Here is a 16,618-nt window from a genome sequence, read left to right on the forward strand (position 1 = left end):
GGGGGTTTATAAACTTAAAACTTCATGTGTTTTTTTTTTTTTGGGGTTTGGGGTCGGTGGGTTTCAACCCCCCCCCACCACTCACGAGACCCGACCTGTTGCGCCAGCTCGCGAAGGCGCCTTTCTCGCGCCTGCAGTAAGGATGAAGGCCTTCGCCTCATTCAGCGTTCAGCCACCTTCACCAATCGCGGGAGTCACGACGCACACCACCCGAATCACCCATCAGTGGCAAATATGCGATTACTGTTGTTGCTTAAAATTACAAATGATTCCCACGACATTTTTCGGTAATATGGAGACGTGCCCGAGACGACCATTCCCCCACTGCCCCAGGAACTGTGGCGCGCCGGCAAGCTGGAGCTTGCCCATGGCGTAACGCACCTGCTGCAGGTCATGAGAGTGGCCTCAGCCGGGTTGGGAAAGTACCTGGCGGAAGTCGAGTCGCGGGGCGCGGAAGACTTGTTCGGCTATGGGAGCGCGGCATCGTGGCTCGCCGACGTCGCCCGGATCTCCCGAGGCGACGCGCAAGACATGGTGGACCGGGCCCTGGCCTTGAACCCCGCGCGGGGCGTCGGCGGCGACGGGGCCGTGTTCGCGCCCGCGACGGCCGCCGCTGCCGACGACGGTGCGATCGGTGAGCAGCACATCGACCTGATCCTGGAGATTCTGCGCAAAATCCCCTCCGACGTGCCCGCGGACGAACGAGCCGGGGCGGAGAAGATCCTCGCCGATCTCGCCCGCGACGCCGGACCGAAAGCGATCGCCGAAGCAGGCGCGAACCTGCTCGCGCACCTCGACCCCGATGGCAACGAGCCGAAGGACCCAGAACCGAAGCCGCCGCGCCGCGAGGTGTTCGTCGAGCGCCGCAAGGACGGCTTCTGGAAACTGTCCGGGCTCCTGGACCCCGAGACCGGCGCCCGCACCGCGGCCGCGCTGGACGCCTACGGGGCGAAGCGGCCGGTCGACGAGTTCGGCCAGGCCGACCACCGCACCATGCCTCAACGCCGAGGCGACGCGTGGGCCGACCTCGTCGACCTCGCCATCGCCTGCCCCGACCAACCCGGCACTTCCGGCTATCGCACGCTGGTGCACGTGACCGTCGGGCTCGAAGCCTTGAAGACCGGGCTCGGGACCGCGTGCCTCGACTTCGTCGGGAAGATCACCGCCCGCGAAGCCCGCATGGCCGCTTGCGACTGTTTGATGGTCCCCGTGGTGCTCGGCGCCGCCGGTGAGCCTCTCGACGTCGGACGGATGAAGCGCTTCGTCACGCCCGGCCAGCGCCGGGCCCTGAACATCCGCGACGGTGGCTGTGCGTTCCCTGGGTGCCATCGGGCGCCGAAGCACTGTCACGCCCACCATATTCGGCATTGGGCGGACGGCGGCCCCACCGATCTGCGGAACCTGGTCCTGCTCTGTGGCTTCCACCATCGGCTCATCCACCACGGCGACTGGCAGGTTCGGATGGCGCCCGACGGGATACCGGAGTTCGTGCCGCCCCACTATCTCGACCCACTACAGGTGCCACGACGCAACACCCTCCACCGCGTCGTGACTTGATCCCAAGCCCGAGGAGCCCGCCGACCGCACCGGCGACGGGCTCCTCGGCATGCCCATATTCGGCCAGGATGACCGCGAGTGCCGAGACGCCCGCCGTTTCGGGTTTTCTTCACTGCCCCTTAGGGGTCCTAACAGATTGAGTGGTCTTTGAGTCTGCACCAGCAGATGATGGCGCAGCCGAGGGTGAGGAAGCCTTGGTGGAGGTCGTCGCGTACCTCCCAGCGGATGCGTAGGCGGCGGAACCAGTGCAGCAGGGCGAAGGCGCCTTCGACGGCCCAGCGGTGAACACCGAGACCGGAGCCGTGCTGCTCGCCGCGGCGGGCGATGACCGGGGTGATTCCCGTGGCGGACAAGACGGCGGTATTTGTCGTGGTCATAGGCCCGGTCGGCGTAGATCCGGCGCCGCGGCGGCCCGGGCCTGCCCCGCACGGGCGGATCTCAAATGGAAACAACGGCCGGGGTGCCCCGATTTCCGGTCATCTGCTGCAGCGCCCACGCCTGCCCGAATTCCGCCAGTGCGGGACCCGACCAATAAGCGGAGATACTGATCCCCTTCCACAGCGGCATCTTCGGTCCATTCAAGGTTCCGTGACTGACCTGCACCTGTACCGCGCCTTCCACCCAGGTGAAGACGAAATGCGCGTACATGAACATCCACGCCTGCCTGCCCAGCAGATCGCGCGCGAGCACCGGGCCCTCGGATGGGTACGGCGCCGTGTAGATGACTTGTTTCCGGCCGTTCCGGTAACTGATCTCCTGTGCCGTGACACCGGGAGGAAGCATTGACGGCTCCGCCACTCGTCAGTCCTCCACGATGGTGATCGTGCCGTGCCCGTCGCAGCCGGCACAGCCTTTACCGTCGCAATCACCGCATACCGACGTAAGATAATCCATGAGTGAGTTCGAGTTCCCTTACCGTTTTCGGAATCGGAAACTCAAGTTAGCGAGCACGAAGGCGCCAGGACAAGCCAAAAGAAGCCAGTCCATTCCGACGGATTACAAATACCGCGTTATTGCAGCAACGCAACGCATTCGACGTGGTGCGTCATCGGAAAAGCGTCGAAGGCACGCAGATCGACCAGGCCGTAGCCGTGCCCGGCGAACAGCGCGATGTCCCGCGCCAGCGCGGCGGGGTCGCACGCCACGTAGACGATCCGGTCGGGCGAACCCTCCACAATGGAATCGACGACGGCCTTGCCCGCGCCCTTGCGCGGCGGGTCGAGGACGACGACGTCGACCGGTTTCGGGGCGTCGGCCAGCAGGTGCTCGACCTTGCCGGAGCGCCAGCGGACCTGTGGGAGGCCGACCAGGTTCTCCTCGCCGTCGGCGACGGCGCGGCGGCCGGACTCGATGGCCAGCACGCGTCCACGCGGGCCGACCTGCTCGGCGAGCACCGACGCGAAGAGGCCGACGCCGGCGTACAGGTCCCATGCCACGCCGTCACGCGGCGCCTCTGCCCATTCCGCGACGACGGCGGCGAGCGTTTCCGCGGCGGCCGGGTGGACCTGCCAGAAGCCGTGGGCGTCCAGGCGCCAGTCGCGGCCTGCGGCGTGCTGCACGGCGATCCCACCGGCCAGCTGCCGCGAGCGGGTCTTCCCGTGGACCGTCGACAGGTCGCGAAGGTGCACCTTTCCCTCGCCGTCCTTGGTGACCTCGATTTCGCTGCCCGGGCGCCACTTCCGCGAAACGACGTCGTCGAGCGCGCCGGGGACGGTGATCGGGCAATCGTCGACGGGGATCACGCGGTGACTGTGGTGCGCCCGGAAACCGGCCCTGCCGTCCTTGCCCGCGACGAGCCGGACGCGGCTGCGCCAGTCCAGCGGGCCACCCTCGAGCGCTTCGACGACGACGTCGCGCTCGATCCCGGCCAGCCGCTTGAGCTGCTCCGCGACCACCGCCGCCTTGAGTTCACGCTGGTATCCGGGCGTGGCGTGCTGCCAGTCGCAGCCGCCGCACTCCCCCGGCGCCGCGAGCGGGCACGGCGGCTCGACGCGTTCCGGCGACGCCTCCAGGACCTCGACGGCGTCGGCGCGGCAGAACGAGCCGCCCTTGTCCTCGGTGACCAAGGCCAGGACCCGCTCGCCGGGCAGCGCGTGCCGCACGAACACGACCCGCCCCTCCGCCCGCGCGACGCAGTGCCCGCCGTGCGCGACCGCGCCGACCTCCAGCTCGATCGTTCGTCCGAGCCAGGTGCCGGTCGACGCGTCCACACTCATTCTGCTTTGTCCTTCTTCGTTTCGGGTTGCTTGACGACCGGGGAGAATCCGCGCCGCACATCTCCGGCCGCCGGCCGGGCCTTGCGGTCGCGTTTGATCGCCTTTTCGGACGATTCGAGCTGCCACGGCACGCTGGTCACCATGACGCCGGGCTGGAACAGGAGCCTGCCCTTGAGCCGCAGCGCGCTCTGGTTGTGCAGGACCTGCTCCCACCAGTGCCCGACCACGTACTCGGGGATGAACACGGTCACCACGTTGCGCGGGTTGTCGCCGCGGACACGCTTCACGTAGTCGAGCACCGGTTTCGTGATCTCGCGATACGGCGATTCGATCACCTTCAGCGGCACCTTGAAATTGTGGTCGTCCCATTCCTGGACGAGTTTACGGGTCTCGGCGTCGTCGACGTTCACCGTGACGGCTTCGAGGACGTCCGGGCGCACCGCCTTGGCGTAGGAGAGCGCGCGCAGGGTCGGCAGGTGCAGTTTCGAAATCAGCACGATCGCGTGGTTGCGCGAAGGCAAGACGGTCGGCTTGCGGTCCATCTCGCGCAATTCTTCCGCGACCCGGTCGTAATGCCTCCGGATCGCGGTCATCAGGATGTAGATCGCCACCATGGCCGCGATCGCGATCCACGCGCCGAGCAGGAACTTCGTGACCAGCACGATGATCAGCACGGTGCCGGTCATGGTGAGGCCGATCGCGTTGACCGTCTGCGAACGCCGCATCCGCCGCCGCACCACCGGATCGGTTTCCCTTGCCAGCAGCCGGTTCCAATGCCGGATCATGCCGGCTTGGCTGATCGTGAAGGAGACGAACACTCCCACGATGTAGAGCTGGATGAGCTTCGTCACCTCGGCGTCGAAGGCGATGATCAGCACCAGCGCGAACGCCGACAGGAACAGGATGCCGTTGGAGAAGGCCAGCCTGTCGCCCCGGGTGTGCAGCTGGCGCGGCAGGTAGCGATCCTGCGCGAGGATCGAGCCGAGCACCGGGAAGCCGTTGAACGCCGTGTTCGCGGCCAGCAGCAGGATGATGCCGGTGGCGAAGGAGATGTAGTAGAACGCGGGGGTGAAGTCGGCGAACACCGCCTGCGCGATCTGCGCGACGATCGTCTTCTGCTCGTAGCCCGCCGGGGTGCCGGTGAGCTGTGTCTCCGGGTGCTCGGCGAATTTGACGTCGGTGATGATCGCCAGCGTGATGATGCCGATCAGCATCGTCACCGCGAGCACGCCCATCATCAGCAGGGTGGTGGCGGCGTTCTTCGATTTCGGCTTCTGGAACGCCGGGACACCGTTGCTGATCGCCTCGACCCCGGTCAGCGCCGCCGCGCCGGAGGAGAACGTGCGCAACAACAGGAAGAAAAAGGCGAAACCGGTCAAAGAGGCTTCTTCGTGCAGTTGGAAATCCGCGCTCTCGGCCCGCATGTCGGCGCCGGAGGCCGCCTCGATCAGCCCCCAGATCACCATGCCGAGGATGCCGATGATGAACCCGTAGGTCGGGATCGCGAACGCTTTGCCCGATTCGCGCACTCCGCGCAGATTCAGCGCGGTCAGCACGACCACGATGATGACCGCGGCGATCACCTTGTGCTGCGCCACCCAGGGAATGGCGGAACCGATGTTCGCCACGCCGGACGACGTCGACACCGCCACGGTGAGCACGTAGTCGACCAGCAGGGCGCTGGCCACGGTGAGCCCGAATTTGCCGCCGAGGTTGGTATTGGCGACTTCGTAGTCTCCGCCGCCGCTGGGATAGGCGTGCACGTTCTGCCGGTAGGACGCGACCACGACCAGCATGACGAGCGCTACGGCGACGCCGATCCACGGCGCGAACGCGTACGCGGACAACCCGGCGACACTGAGGGTCAGAAAGATCTCCTCAGGCGCGTAGGCGACGCTCGACAACGCGTCGGACGCGAAAATCGGCAGCGCGATGCGCTTCGGCAGCAGCGTATGCGAGAGGCGGTCACTCCGGAATGGACGTCCGAGGACGAGCCTCTTCACTACGGTCGGGAACTTCGACACCGCAGAAGACTAACGGTCGGCCCCCAAGGTAGGTTCGGCGCTGGTGTGTCTGGGTACCTGCGGACGGGTGAAACGTTCGCTGACTAAGGAGGCAGTGCGTGCACGTGGTGATCATGGGATGCGGCCGGGTCGGCGCATCCCTGGCCGCGGCGCTGGAGCGGCTGGGACACGAAGTCGCCATCATCGACAAGACCCAGCAGGCGTTCCGGCGGCTCGGCAGTGATTTCCACGGTCAGCAGGTGGTCGGCGTCGGCTTCGACCGGCAGGTGCTGATCGAGGCCGGGATCGAACGCGCGGGGGCTTTCGCGGCGGTGTCCAGCGGCGACAACTCCAACATCATCTCGGCGCGGGTGGCGAGGGAGAACTTCGGCATCGACAAGGTCGTCGCCAGGATCTACGACCACAAGCGCGCGGCGGTCTACGAACGGCTGGGCATTCCGACCGTGGCGACCGTGCCGTGGACGACCGACCGGTTCCTCCGGACGCTCCTCCCCGACGGCGTCGCCTCGGAGTGGCGGGACCCGTCCGGCAGTGTGGCGCTCCTGCAACTCCCCCTGCACGAAGGCTGGATCGGGCGCAGCGTGCGCGAACTGCAGGACACGACCGGCGCGCGGGTCGCGTTCATGATGCGGTTCGGCACCGCGGTGCTACCCGACACCAAGGCTGTGATCCAGGCCGACGACGTCGTGTACGTCGCCGCGAAATCGGGCACTGTCAGCGACGTGACCACCGTCGCCGCTCGCGAACCGGAAGAGGAGAACTGATGCGGGTCGCGATTGCCGGGGCCGGCGCGGTGGGCCGGTCGATCGCCGCGGAGCTGATCGACGGGCGCCACCAGGTGATGCTCATCGAACGTGAGGCCGACCAGTTCGAGCCGCACACCGTGGAGCAGGCGGACTGGGTGCTGGGCGACGCGTGCGAGGTGTCGATCCTGGAGGAGTCCGGGATCGAGGAGTGCGACGTCGTGATCGCCGCGACCGGCGACGACAAGGCGAACCTGGTGGTGTCGCTGCTGGCGAAGACCGAGTTCGCGGTGCGCCGGGTGGTGGCACGGGTGAACAACCCGGCCAACGAGTGGCTGTTCAACGACGCCTGGGGGGTCGACGTCGCCGTGTCGACCCCGCGGATGCTCGCGGCGATGGTCGAGGAGGCGGTGAGCGTCGGCGATCTGGTGCGGCTGATGACGTTCCGGCAGAGCCAGGCGAACCTCGTCGAACTCACCCTGCCGGAGGAGACCCCGCTGGCGGGCAAGGCGGTCAGCGAGATCAACCTGCCGCGTGACGCGGCGCTGGTGACGATCCTGCGCGGGGACCGCGTGATCGTGCCGCAGCCCGAGGACCCGCTGGAGCCGGGTGACGAGCTGCTCTTCGTGGCGACTTCGGACGTGGAACCGGAGATCCGGACCGCGCTGGGATATTAGTTCTCGACGGCGGGCGCCTGCGCGTACTTCGCGCGCCGGCGCGCCTCGACCTCTTCGTCGGTCTCTTCGCGCGGGGCCTCTTCGGCGAGCGCCTTGAGGTGCTTGTCCGACCGCCGCACCGCCCACACGACCGTGAGCAGGCCGAGCGCGTACAGCGGGTAGCCCATCGCGATCTTCGCGAAGGCCAGCCAGCCGGTGTAGTCCTCGTCGTACAGCCAGCGCTGCACGACGAACCGGGCACCGAAGATCAGCGCCATCGCGGCGGTCGCGATCGAGTACGAGATCAGCGACTTCTTGTCCTTGCGCCAGGCGTGGCCGCTGCCGTTGAGCGCGTTCCACACCACGCCGGCGAGCGGCCAGCGGACGACGATCGAGAGCACGAAGACGCCGCAGTAGACCAGGCTCGTCCAGATGCCGAACAGGAAGAAGCCCTTGGCCGAACCGGTCCGGTAGGCGATGAACGCCGCGATCGCCACCCCGAAGAACCCGGAGATCGCGGGCTGCAGCGGCTCCTTGCGCACGATCCGCAGCACGGTGATCGCCACCGCGCTGCCCACCGCGGCCCAGATCCCCACCGTGAGCCCGAAGATCGCGTTCGCGATCACGAACACGATGACCGGCAGCGAGGAATAGAACAGTCCGGACAGCCCGCCCATCTGTTCCAACAGGGTGGGCTGCGGCTTCTTGTCTTCGGTCTTCTCTTCGCCGCCGACGGGTTCAGTCACGATGCGGGATCAACTCACAGGGCTCTGAAGTTCGTAATAGGGGTTGTACAGCACCTTCTGACCATCACGTTCGGCCATCCGGCCGCGCACCTTGATGGTTCGCCCGGGTTCGATCCCGGGGATCCGGCGGCGTCCGAGCCAGATTAGCGTCACACCCTGCGTGCCGTCGAACAGCTCGGCCTGCAGCGTCGCCGCCTCGTTGGTCGGGCAGAGCTCCACGCTGCGGAGTCTCCCGAGCACCGTCACCTCTTGACCCGACCGGCAGTCGCAGGCTCGCTGCGCTCCGCCGGCCTCGGATTTTTCGGACAGATCGTCGGCGTCGAGATCCTCGACGTCGCTGGTCAGCTTGCGGACCAGCCGGCTGAAGTAGCCGCCGTCTTTGGCGGACATAACGGTGCTCCTGTGCTCCGGGGCCCCCGACTTGAACGGCCCGTGCGTAATCCAGCGTAACTGTGCTCCGACCAGGAGAACGGGTTTAGGGGAATATCGCAACGTGACCTCCGCTATTCCGCCTACGACGGCAGTAGTACTCCCCGGCACCGGGTCCGACGAAGTGTTCGTGCGCGCCGTGTTCGCCGGTCCGCTGCGAGCGCTCGGCATCCGGTTGATCGCCCCGCCGCCGCCTCCCGGCGACCGGCTCGCCGACGGCTATCTCGAAGAGCTGGACAGGCTCGCCGCCGAGCACGGTCCGCTGCTCGTCGGCGGTATCTCGTTCGGCGCGCACCTGTCGGCGGAGTGGGCGGCGCGCGAACCGGGGCGATGCACCGGCCTGCTGGCCGCTCTCCCGGCCTGGAACGGCCCGGCCGGACGAGCACCCGCGTCGCTCGCCGCGCGGCTGTCAGCGGATCTGGTGGCCGAAAACGGGGTCGACGGCGCGCTGGCGAACTCGGCGGACGGCGTGCCGGAGTGGCTTTCGGCGGAACTCGGCCGCGCGTGGCGGCGGCACGGCGACGGACTGGCGGCGAGCCTGCGGACGGCGGCGGGCCGTCCCGCTCCGTCTCTGGAGGACCTGAAGGGCATCGACGTGCCCGCGGGGATCGGCGCGTGCGCGGACGACCCGATCCATCCGGTGGGGGTCGCCCGCGCCTGGGCGGAGGCCCTGCCGCGCGCCGAGGTCGGCGAGTCGACGCTCACCGCCCTCGGCGCGGACCGGGAATCCCTGGGCCGGGCGACCGTCCTGGCCTGGCTGAGAGCCCGCTAGCCCTGCTGTTCGGCGATGTGCTGCGCGACGGCGTCGGGCAGTGTGATGGTGAGCGGGGTGCGGACCGGCATCGGCGCGTCACCGCGGTCGACGATGGTGTGCCGCACGATCTCCCGCAGCACGGCCGGCGCCTGTGACGCCTGCGACTGCGGGCCGGCGATGACGCCGCGGAGCATCCAGCGCGGACCGTCGACCCCGACGAACCGCAGCGCGACGTCACCGACGATCGCGGACAGCTCCAGCCCCCACTCCCCCATGCCGACCGAGACCTTGGCTCCGTCGGCGCGCAGCTGCTCGGTGAGCTCGGTGCTGACGTCCTTCCACAGGCCGCCGGACCGAGGCGCCGCGTAGCCGCTGACGGTGATCTGGCCCTGCTCGGTGACGACGTGCACCGCGCGGACACCGCCGCTCTCCGGGTCCATCTCGACCTGGACCTGGGAACCGTCGGGCACCGGCACCTTCACCGAGCCGAGGTCGATCCGCGGGATGCCGTCGTCGGGCGCGTCGGCGAGGTCGAAGGGGCCGTCGGAGGTCTCCGACAGCTGCGGCTCGATCTCCTCGCCGTCGTCCTCGGCACCTGGACGCTCATCGACCTCCGGCGCGGCGTGCCGTCCGCTCGGCTTCGCGCGCTTGCGTCCGAAAATCCCCACTAGTTCTCCGTTCCTTCCCTGGCTCCGGCTCCCAGTGTGGCGTGTCCGCCCGTGGAGCCATACCCTCCCTCGCCGCGCTCGGACGGCTCGAGTTCGGCGACCTCGACGAACTCGGCCTGTTCGACCCGTTGCACGACCAGTTGCGCGATCCGGTCGCCGCGGGTGAGCACGACCTTCTCGGAGAGATCATGGTTGATCAGGCAGACGCGGATCTCACCGCGGTACCCGGAGTCGATCGTGCCCGGGGTGTTGACGACCGAGAGGCCGACGCGGGCGGCGAGACCCGAGCGCGGGTGGACGAAGCCCGCGTATCCGGGCGGCAGCGCGATCGCGACGCCCGTGCCGACCACGCCGCGTTCACCGGGCGCGAGCACGAGATCCGAGGTGGTGACGAGGTCGGCGCCCGCGTCACCGGGGCGCGCGTAGGCGGGAAGGGGGACCGAAGGATCGATCCGGGAAAGCAGTACCTGAACGGTGGACACGGGCGGCGAGACTACCCTGAAGGCGTGGGTGAAAGCGTGAACACGGCCGAAGGCGGCGCCGTCAAGCATTCAGAGCGGCTCTACGTCCCGTGGTGGGGCTGGCCGTTGCCGCTTCTGGGCGGCGGGCTGCTGGCGGCGGAGATCGACATGGGCTATCCAGGGCTGCGCGGGTGGCTGCCGTATGTGGTCCTGATCCCCGCGGTGATCGCGCTGATGATCTCGCTCGGCCGGTCCCGCGTCCGGGTGACCGGCGGCGCCGAGCCGGAGCTGTGGCTGCGCGACGCGCATCTGCCGCTCAAGTTCGTCGGCGACGTCGACGTCATCGACAAGGAAGCGAAGCGCAAGGCGCTCGGCCGCGACGCCGATCCGGCGGCGTTCGTGCTGCACCGGGGGTGGGTCGGCCCGGTCGTCCGGGTCTGGCTGACCGACCCGGACGACCCGACGCCGTACTGGCTGTTCAGCACCCGGCATCCGGAGAAGGTGGCCGCGCTGCTGCGGCAGACCGCCGAGAAGTCCTAGACGTGGAAAAGGGGGCCGGCCACCACGGCCGGCCCCCTTTATTCCTGTTTCAGTCCCCGAAGCCCCTGTCGCGCCGTCCCCTGTGCCCGTAGGCTCAGGCGCAGTCGCGGCAGATGAGCCGTCCGCCACTCTCCTCGGCCAGCCTGCTGCGGTGGTGCACCAGGAAGCAGACGGAGCAGGTGAACTCGTCGGCCTGCTTGGGCACGACCTTGACGGTCAGGTCCTCACCGGAAAGTCCGGAGAGGTCCGCGCCCGGCAGCTCGAAGTTCTCGGCGGTCGCGTCCTCGTCGACGTCCACGACGCCGGACTGGTTTTCGTTACGCCTTGCCTTCAGCTCTTCCAACGAGTCTTCGGCCAGCTCGTCGGCTTCGCTGCGGCGCGGAGCGTCGTAGTCGGTCGCCATTAGTCCCTCACCCCTGCGATGCTTTCGATGTCAGATGGCCCGGACCCGCGAGCGCGCGGCTCGTGAGTCCTTCGTGCCGCTGGTTAACGTCCCAGCGCCCCTGTTTGTGCCCGGCTGGGCAGTGAGCGAGGTCTCTCTTTTGCGCCTCTTACTGCCGCCTGAGCCCGCGAAGGGTAGCTCACGCTGATACCGGCTCTGCAACGAGTCAGACATTGCCGCGATTACGTCACCCAACAGGGGGAACCCTGTTCTCAAGACGCCTGTCGTCCGAATGGGTTGCCCCCGCGTCGGGTACCTCACCCCTTGGGCCCGGCTGCTTGCCCGGAGTGGTCATCGCGTGGTGCTATCCGGAGGCCCGCACCGATCACCTTCGCCGCAACGCATAGGCTGATCGGAGACGATGGTGACATGAAGCACCGTCCGGGGATCCGGGCTTTGGGGAAGGGACTGGCAGGTGGCGTCGGGGAACGGCATCGGGGACCGCGGGGCGAGGCCGTATCGCAAGCGCAAGCCGCTGCCCGCGCTCATCGTCATCGGGGTGATGGCTCTCGGCGCGGTGATCGTCTGGGTGAACGTCGTGGCGAGCAATGCCGACGTCGACGCCAAGGTCCGCTGTGATCCCCCGCCCGCCCCGCAGCAGGGTGTCACCTACACGCCGCTGGCCCACAACGGTCTCGACGACCGCGCGCCGGTGCCGCCGGACAAGGTCGCCGTCCAGGTGCTCAACGGATCACAGGTCCGCGGCCAGGGCGGCATCGTCACCAGCACGCTGAAGGAACTCGGCTTCGCCCAGATCGTCGAGCCGGACGTCGACCCGGCCTACAAGAACGCCGAAGCCAAGTGCCGCGGCCAGATCCGCTTCGGCGAGAACGGCGCCGCCGCGGCCCGCACGCTGAGCCTGGTGGTCCCGTGCGCCGAATTGGTCAAGGACAACCGCAAGGACGCTTCGGTCACGTTCACCACCGGCACCCTGCTCGGCGACGTCCGCCCGAAGGCGGAGGCCCGCCAGATCCTCGACCAGCTCACGAAGTGGTCGAAGGCGCAGCAGGGCAGCGGCGGCGGCGAGCAGTCCGCGGGCGGCGGTGCCCCGGTGATCGACCAGACGCTGCTGAAGGCCGCGCGCGAAGCCCCCTGCTGACACTCTCCCAAGTGCTATGAAAGGTCCTTTCCTTGCAAATTTTGCAAGGAAAGGACCTTTCATAGCACTGCCCAAGGGCTCAGATAGCGCCCACACCCGAGTCGATCAGCGCCTGACGCAACGGCCCTTCGATCGACGGCGCCACCGCGAAGGTCGCGTCCGGCCCGAGGTCAGCGTCCTCGCCCGGCAGCGACACCTGGGCGCCCGCCTCGGCGGCGATGAGCGCCCCCGCGGCCCAGTCCCAGTGCCCGAGGCCGTGCTCGACGTAGGCGTCCAGCCAGCCCGCCGCGACCGCGCACAGATCGAGCGAGGCGGCCCCGTTGCGCCGCACGTCCCGCACCCGGGTCGCCAATTCGGCGACGAAACGGGCCTGCTTGGTCCGCCGTTCGACCTTGTAGGCGAATCCAGTGCCGACGAGCGTCAAATCCAGCCGGGCGGGGGCGTTGACCGCCAGCCGCCGCCCGTCGAGGAACGCGCCCTGCCCGCGCGCGGCGGTCCAGCGGCGCCCGCTGACCGGTTCGACGACGGCGCCAGCCACCGACACCCCGCCGACCTGCGCGGCCACCGAGACGGCGAACCAGGGCAGCCCGTAGAGGAAGTTCACCGTCCCGTCGATCGGGTCGACCACCCAGGTCACCCCGTCCCCTGCGATCCCGCCGCCCTCCTCGCCGAGCACGGCGTCGTCCGGGCGCAGTTCGGCGAGCCGGGCGCGCACCAGCCGTTCCGACTCGTGGTCCACCGCGGTCACCACGTCGGTGTCGGCGGATTTGGTGTCCACGCGCACCTCGCGGCCCGCGTTCATCCCGGTCCAGGCCTCGCGGACCAGTTCGGCGGCCTCGCCCGCGACACGCTCGGCGACACTCTTCAGCAACGTCTCGTCAACTCCCACGTCCGCCATGTCACCACATCCGGTTAAAGTCTCCGAGGCAGGCTTCTGAATCGTGCGAGAAGGGACCACGTCCGTGGTGGAGGCGACCCGAGGTTTCGGTATCGACATCGGCGGCAGCGGGATCAAGGGCGCGCTGGTCGACTTGGCGCAAGGACAGCTGATCGGCGACCGGATCCGTATCGACACGCCGAAGCCGTCGACCCCGGAGGCGGTGGCGGACGTCGTCGCCGAGATCACCGGCCAGGCGGGCTGGGACGGCCCGGTGGGCGTCACCCTGCCCGCGGTGGTCAAGAAGGGGGTCGCGCACACCGCGGCCAACATCGACCAAGCGTGGATCGGCACCGACGCCGACGCCCTGTTCGCCAAGCGACTCGGCCGCGGCGTGGACGACATCGCGATGCTCAACGACGCGGACGCCGCCGGTATGGCCGAGATCCGCTGGGGCGACCCGGCCGCGCGGCGCGGTGTCACGGCGCTGCTGACCTTCGGCACCGGCATCGGCAGCGCGGTCTTCCAGGACGGGAAGCTGGTGCCCAACACCGAGTTCGGCCACATCGAGGTCGACGGCTTCGACGCGGAGAAGAAGGCCGCGGCGTCGGTGAAGGACAACGAGGAGCTCTCGTATCCCGAATGGGCGGAACGGGTGAACAGGTATCTGTCCGTGCTGGAAAACCTGATCTGGCCGGATCTGTTCATCGTCGGTGGCGGGGTCAGCAAGAAGTCGCACAAATGGGTCCCGCTGCTCGACATCCGGACACCGGTGATCGTCGCGTCGTTGCAGAACAACGCGGGCATCGTCGGCGCGGCGGCGGCCGCCGCGGAGGGCATCGAGCACTGACGCGCGCACGCTGACATCCGCGCCACGGATGTCACTTCGGCGGGTCGCACGGCGTGTCGCGCCCGCCGGGTGGTGGTCCGCGCCGCGACGCTGTCACGTATCGTCGTTACAATGGAACACGGCCCACGGCGGCGGCACCCACGAGAACGAGGGAAACCGCAGGCCGAGGGGTGTTCCCCGAAGTTTGAGGCAGCCGAGACCATCACGCCTCGGCTCGTCATGATCGACCGCTGCGAAAGGGCGTAAGTGGCAGCCGCAAGAACCGCAACCCGAAGCGGGACGAAGACAGCGACCGCAGCCGGCGAGCCGGCCGACGAGGCAGCCACCGACGCGGCGAAGCCCGCGGCGCGCAAGACCGCCGCCAAGGCGGCCGGCGCGAAGAAGGCCCCGGCGAAGAAGGCTCCGGCCAAGAAACCCACCACCAAGGGTGCCAAGACCGAAGACGGCGATCCGGAAGACGGTCCGGTAGAGCTCGACGAAGCCGACCTCGAAACGCCGGACCTGTCGGACCTCGAAGAGGTCGAGGTGGACGTCGTCGACGCTTCCGTCACCGAAGAGACGGAAGAGGACGCGGAGTCCGACGAGGACGTCGAAGAGACGCCCGCCCGCGGGCGCCGCACGTCGACCGACAAGAACGCCGGAAAGACCTCCGACAACCCGGACTTCGTCTGGGACGAGGAGGAGTCCGAGGCGCTGCGCCAGGCCCGCAAGGACGCCGAGCTCACCGCTTCGGCCGACTCGGTCCGCGCGTACCTCAAGCAGATCGGCAAGGTCGCCCTGCTGAACGCCGAGGAGGAGGTGGAGCTCGCCAAGCGCATCGAGGCCGGGCTCTACGCCGCCGAGCGCGTCCGCAACGCCGAGGAGGAGGGCGAGAAGCTCGTCACTCAGATGCGGCGCGACCTCAAGTGGATCGTGCGCGACGGTGAGCGGGCGAAGAACCACCTGCTGGAGGCGAACCTCCGGCTCGTGGTCTCGCTGGCCAAGCGCTACACCGGCCGCGGCATGGCGTTCCTGGACCTGATCCAGGAGGGCAACCTCGGCCTGATCCGCGCGGTCGAGAAGTTCGACTACACCAAGGGCTACAAGTTCTCCACGTACGCCACCTGGTGGATCCGTCAGGCGATCACCCGCGCGATGGCCGACCAGGCCCGCACCATCCGTATCCCGGTGCACATGGTCGAGGTCATCAACAAGCTCGGCCGTATACAGCGCGAACTGCTGCAGGACCTCGGTCGCGAGCCCACCCCCGAAGAGCTCGCGAAGGAAATGGACATCTCCCCGGAGAAGGTCCTCGAGATCCAGCAGTACGCCCGCGAGCCGATCTCGCTCGACCAGACCATCGGCGACGAGGGCGACTCGCAGCTCGGTGACTTCATCGAAGACTCCGAGGCCGTCGTCGCGGTCGACGCGGTGTCGTTCACGCTGCTGCAGGACCAGCTCCAGTCGGTGCTGCAGACGCTGTCCGAACGTGAAGCGGGTGTGGTGCGGCTGCGGTTCGGCCTCACCGACGGCCAGCCGCGCACGCTCGACGAGATCGGCCAGGTGTACGGGGTGACCCGTGAGCGCATCCGGCAGATCGAGTCGAAGACGATGTCGAAGCTGCGTCACCCGTCGCGTTCGCAGGTGCTGCGCGACTACCTGGACTGATCCCAGGGTTCACGGAAGACCCCGTCGCCGTTTCGGTGGCGGGGTTTTTCGCGTCCGGTGTCGAATCGCGGCCCGCCCGTTCGACGCGTGGGTATGACGAAACCCCACGCCACCAAGAACCTCGACCGCTACGGAGCCGCGGAACTCCCCTGGAGCCGCGCGCGGGACGTCCTCGCCGAGGACACCCCGACCGCCGACCTGACCTTCTTCGTGACCACCGTGCGCCCCGACGGCCGCCCGCATTCGGCAGGCGTCGGCGCCGTGTGGGTGGACGACGCCCTGTACTTCAAGGGTGGGCCGGGCACCCGCCGGTCCCGCAACCTGGCCGCGAACCCGGCGTGCTCGGTTTCGGTGCGGCTGCGGGGAATCGACCTCACGATGGAGGGCGAGGCGCACCGCGTCACCGACCCGGCGACGCTGGAGCGGGTGGCGGCGGTCTACCGGACGGGCGGCTGGCCCGCGACGGTGGAGGGCGACGGGCTCACGGCTCCCTTCAGCGCGCCCAGCGCGGGACCGCCGCCGTGGCACCTGTACCGCCTCACCCTGCGCCGCGCGATCGGCGTGGCGAGCGCGGAACCCCACGGCGCCACGCGCTGGGACTTCGCCCCCTGACCGGCCGGTTAGAGCCAAAGGGCGGCTTAGGCGCGTGCTGCCGATGTGCGGGCGGCGGTTTCGCGTGACTGAACGGACGACACCTGTGATTGGACGGACGACTCGCGTGATTGGACGGACGACTCGCGGCGGAACCCCGGCCGCGGTCGTGTCGTCCATTCAGTCACGCGTGTCGTCCTCCGGATCACGCGTGTCGTCCGGTCAGTCACGAGAGCTGATCACCTCGCTACCGGCGCTCCCTTGCCCGCCTGAGGTACATGAAGGCCCCCTTACTTGCGCCTGGCGCAAGTAAGGGGG

Annotated in this window: 18 protein-coding genes and 1 pseudogene; 9 read left to right on the forward strand and 10 right to left on the reverse strand. The window is 68.5% G+C overall.

The genetic code is table 11. The annotated features are described in order from the left end of the window. Positions 1 to 300: 300 nt before the first annotated feature. The gene (locus ACFVM3_RS36680) at positions 301 to 1,557 is read left to right on the forward strand and encodes a DUF222 domain-containing protein (protein ID WP_378444469.1); all 1,257 of its coding nucleotides are present in this window, start codon (positions 301 to 303) and stop codon (positions 1,555 to 1,557) included. Between the two features lie 128 nt (positions 1,558 to 1,685). Here the strand turns inward: ACFVM3_RS36680 and ACFVM3_RS36685 are convergent. The 4 genes and pseudogenes from ACFVM3_RS36685 to ACFVM3_RS36700 all read right to left on the reverse strand — a co-directional run. Then, positions 1,686 to 1,992: pseudogene (locus ACFVM3_RS36685) on the reverse strand (IS5/IS1182 family transposase); the annotation flags it as partial. Between the two features lie 3 nt (positions 1,993 to 1,995). After that, positions 1,996 to 2,340: a hypothetical protein gene (locus ACFVM3_RS36690; RefSeq protein ID WP_378444470.1), complete on the reverse strand. Its 345-nt coding sequence runs from the start codon at positions 2,338 to 2,340 to the stop codon at positions 1,996 to 1,998. 227 nt (positions 2,341 to 2,567) lie between these two features. After that, positions 2,568 to 3,773 (reverse strand): class I SAM-dependent RNA methyltransferase, encoded by a 1,206-nt coding sequence (locus ACFVM3_RS36695; RefSeq protein WP_378444471.1) that lies wholly within the window; start codon positions 3,771 to 3,773, stop codon positions 2,568 to 2,570. After that, positions 3,770 to 5,797: an APC family permease gene (locus tag ACFVM3_RS36700; RefSeq protein WP_378444472.1), complete on the reverse strand. Its 2,028-nt coding sequence runs from the start codon at positions 5,795 to 5,797 to the stop codon at positions 3,770 to 3,772. Before ACFVM3_RS36700 ends, ACFVM3_RS36695 begins: the two co-directional genes overlap by 4 nt. A 98-nt stretch (positions 5,798 to 5,895) precedes the next feature. On the opposite strand from ACFVM3_RS36700, the gene ACFVM3_RS36705 reads away from it, so the two are divergent. Together ACFVM3_RS36705 and ACFVM3_RS36710 are read left to right on the forward strand one after the other, a co-directional pair. Continuing rightward, the gene (locus ACFVM3_RS36705; protein WP_378444473.1) at positions 5,896 to 6,561 is read left to right on the forward strand and encodes a potassium channel family protein; all 666 of its coding nucleotides are present in this window, start codon (positions 5,896 to 5,898) and stop codon (positions 6,559 to 6,561) included. Then, positions 6,561 to 7,217, forward strand: coding sequence for a TrkA family potassium uptake protein (locus tag ACFVM3_RS36710; RefSeq protein WP_016332961.1), 657 nt, complete (start codon positions 6,561 to 6,563; stop codon positions 7,215 to 7,217). Before ACFVM3_RS36705 ends, ACFVM3_RS36710 begins: the two co-directional genes overlap by 1 nt. On the opposite strand, the gene ACFVM3_RS36715 is transcribed toward ACFVM3_RS36710, so the two are convergent. Both ACFVM3_RS36715 and ACFVM3_RS36720 read right to left on the reverse strand, forming a co-directional pair. Beyond that, complete coding sequence (locus ACFVM3_RS36715; RefSeq protein WP_378444474.1) at positions 7,214 to 7,942, reverse strand: DUF3159 domain-containing protein; 729 nt, start codon at positions 7,940 to 7,942, stop codon at positions 7,214 to 7,216. The genes ACFVM3_RS36710 and ACFVM3_RS36715 overlap by 4 nt on opposite strands. Positions 7,943 to 7,951: 9 nt before the next feature. Beyond that, positions 7,952 to 8,332 (reverse strand): OB-fold nucleic acid binding domain-containing protein, encoded by a 381-nt coding sequence (locus ACFVM3_RS36720; protein WP_034316985.1) that lies wholly within the window; start codon positions 8,330 to 8,332, stop codon positions 7,952 to 7,954. A gap of 103 nt (positions 8,333 to 8,435) precedes the next feature. Between ACFVM3_RS36720 and ACFVM3_RS36725 the strand changes: the two genes are divergently transcribed. After that, positions 8,436 to 9,143 carry an alpha/beta fold hydrolase gene (locus ACFVM3_RS36725; protein ID WP_378444475.1) on the forward strand — a complete coding sequence of 236 codons (708 nt, stop codon included), beginning with the start codon at positions 8,436 to 8,438 and terminating at the stop codon, positions 9,141 to 9,143. On the opposite strand, the gene ACFVM3_RS36730 is transcribed toward ACFVM3_RS36725, so the two are convergent. Together ACFVM3_RS36730 and dut are read right to left on the reverse strand one after the other, a co-directional pair. Next, positions 9,140 to 9,793, reverse strand: coding sequence for a DUF3710 domain-containing protein (locus tag ACFVM3_RS36730; RefSeq protein WP_378444476.1), 654 nt, complete (start codon positions 9,791 to 9,793; stop codon positions 9,140 to 9,142). The two genes, ACFVM3_RS36725 and ACFVM3_RS36730, sit on opposite strands and share 4 nt — an antisense overlap. After that, on the reverse strand, positions 9,793 to 10,275 hold the full coding sequence (gene dut / locus ACFVM3_RS36735) for a dUTP diphosphatase (protein WP_007033571.1): 483 nt from the start codon (positions 10,273 to 10,275) through the stop codon (positions 9,793 to 9,795). The genes ACFVM3_RS36730 and dut overlap by 1 nt, the downstream gene beginning before the upstream one ends. Positions 10,276 to 10,299: 24 nt before the next feature. Between dut and ACFVM3_RS36740 the strand changes: the two genes are divergently transcribed. Next, positions 10,300 to 10,794, forward strand: coding sequence for a DUF3093 domain-containing protein (locus ACFVM3_RS36740; RefSeq protein ID WP_378444477.1), 495 nt, complete (start codon positions 10,300 to 10,302; stop codon positions 10,792 to 10,794). 94 nt (positions 10,795 to 10,888) lie between these two features. Here ACFVM3_RS36740 and ACFVM3_RS36745 read toward each other — a convergent pair whose 3' ends face one another. Next, a complete protein-coding gene (locus tag ACFVM3_RS36745) occupies positions 10,889 to 11,197 on the reverse strand; it encodes a DUF4193 domain-containing protein (RefSeq protein WP_005164528.1) in 309 nt (102 codons plus the stop codon). 454 nt (positions 11,198 to 11,651) lie between these two features. Between ACFVM3_RS36745 and cei the strand changes: the two genes are divergently transcribed. Next, entirely contained in the window at positions 11,652 to 12,335 is a 684-nt protein-coding gene (cei, locus tag ACFVM3_RS36750) for an envelope integrity protein Cei (RefSeq protein ID WP_378444478.1), read from the forward strand. A gap of 79 nt (positions 12,336 to 12,414) precedes the next feature. Here cei and ACFVM3_RS36755 read toward each other — a convergent pair whose 3' ends face one another. Further along, positions 12,415 to 13,233 (reverse strand): inositol monophosphatase family protein, encoded by an 819-nt coding sequence (locus tag ACFVM3_RS36755; protein WP_378444479.1) that lies wholly within the window; start codon positions 13,231 to 13,233, stop codon positions 12,415 to 12,417. 67 nt (positions 13,234 to 13,300) lie between these two features. Here ACFVM3_RS36755 and ppgK point away from each other — a divergent pair, with 67 nt between their 5' ends. The 3 genes from ppgK (at position 13,301) to ACFVM3_RS36770 (ending at position 16,321) form a co-directional block, all read left to right on the forward strand. Continuing rightward, positions 13,301 to 14,062 (forward strand): polyphosphate--glucose phosphotransferase, encoded by a 762-nt coding sequence (gene ppgK / locus ACFVM3_RS36760; protein WP_378444481.1) that lies wholly within the window; start codon positions 13,301 to 13,303, stop codon positions 14,060 to 14,062. 246 nt (positions 14,063 to 14,308) lie between these two features. Then, a complete protein-coding gene (locus ACFVM3_RS36765) occupies positions 14,309 to 15,709 on the forward strand; it encodes an RNA polymerase sigma factor (protein WP_126731519.1) in 1,401 nt (466 codons plus the stop codon). Between the two features lie 93 nt (positions 15,710 to 15,802). Further along, positions 15,803 to 16,321 carry a pyridoxamine 5'-phosphate oxidase family protein gene (locus ACFVM3_RS36770; protein WP_378444480.1) on the forward strand — a complete coding sequence of 173 codons (519 nt, stop codon included), beginning with the start codon at positions 15,803 to 15,805 and terminating at the stop codon, positions 16,319 to 16,321. Positions 16,322 to 16,618 lie beyond the last annotated feature (297 nt).

This window comes from Amycolatopsis sp. NPDC057786, from assembly GCF_042797905.1.
Taxonomy (GTDB): Bacteria; Actinomycetota; Actinomycetes; order Mycobacteriales; family Pseudonocardiaceae; genus Amycolatopsis.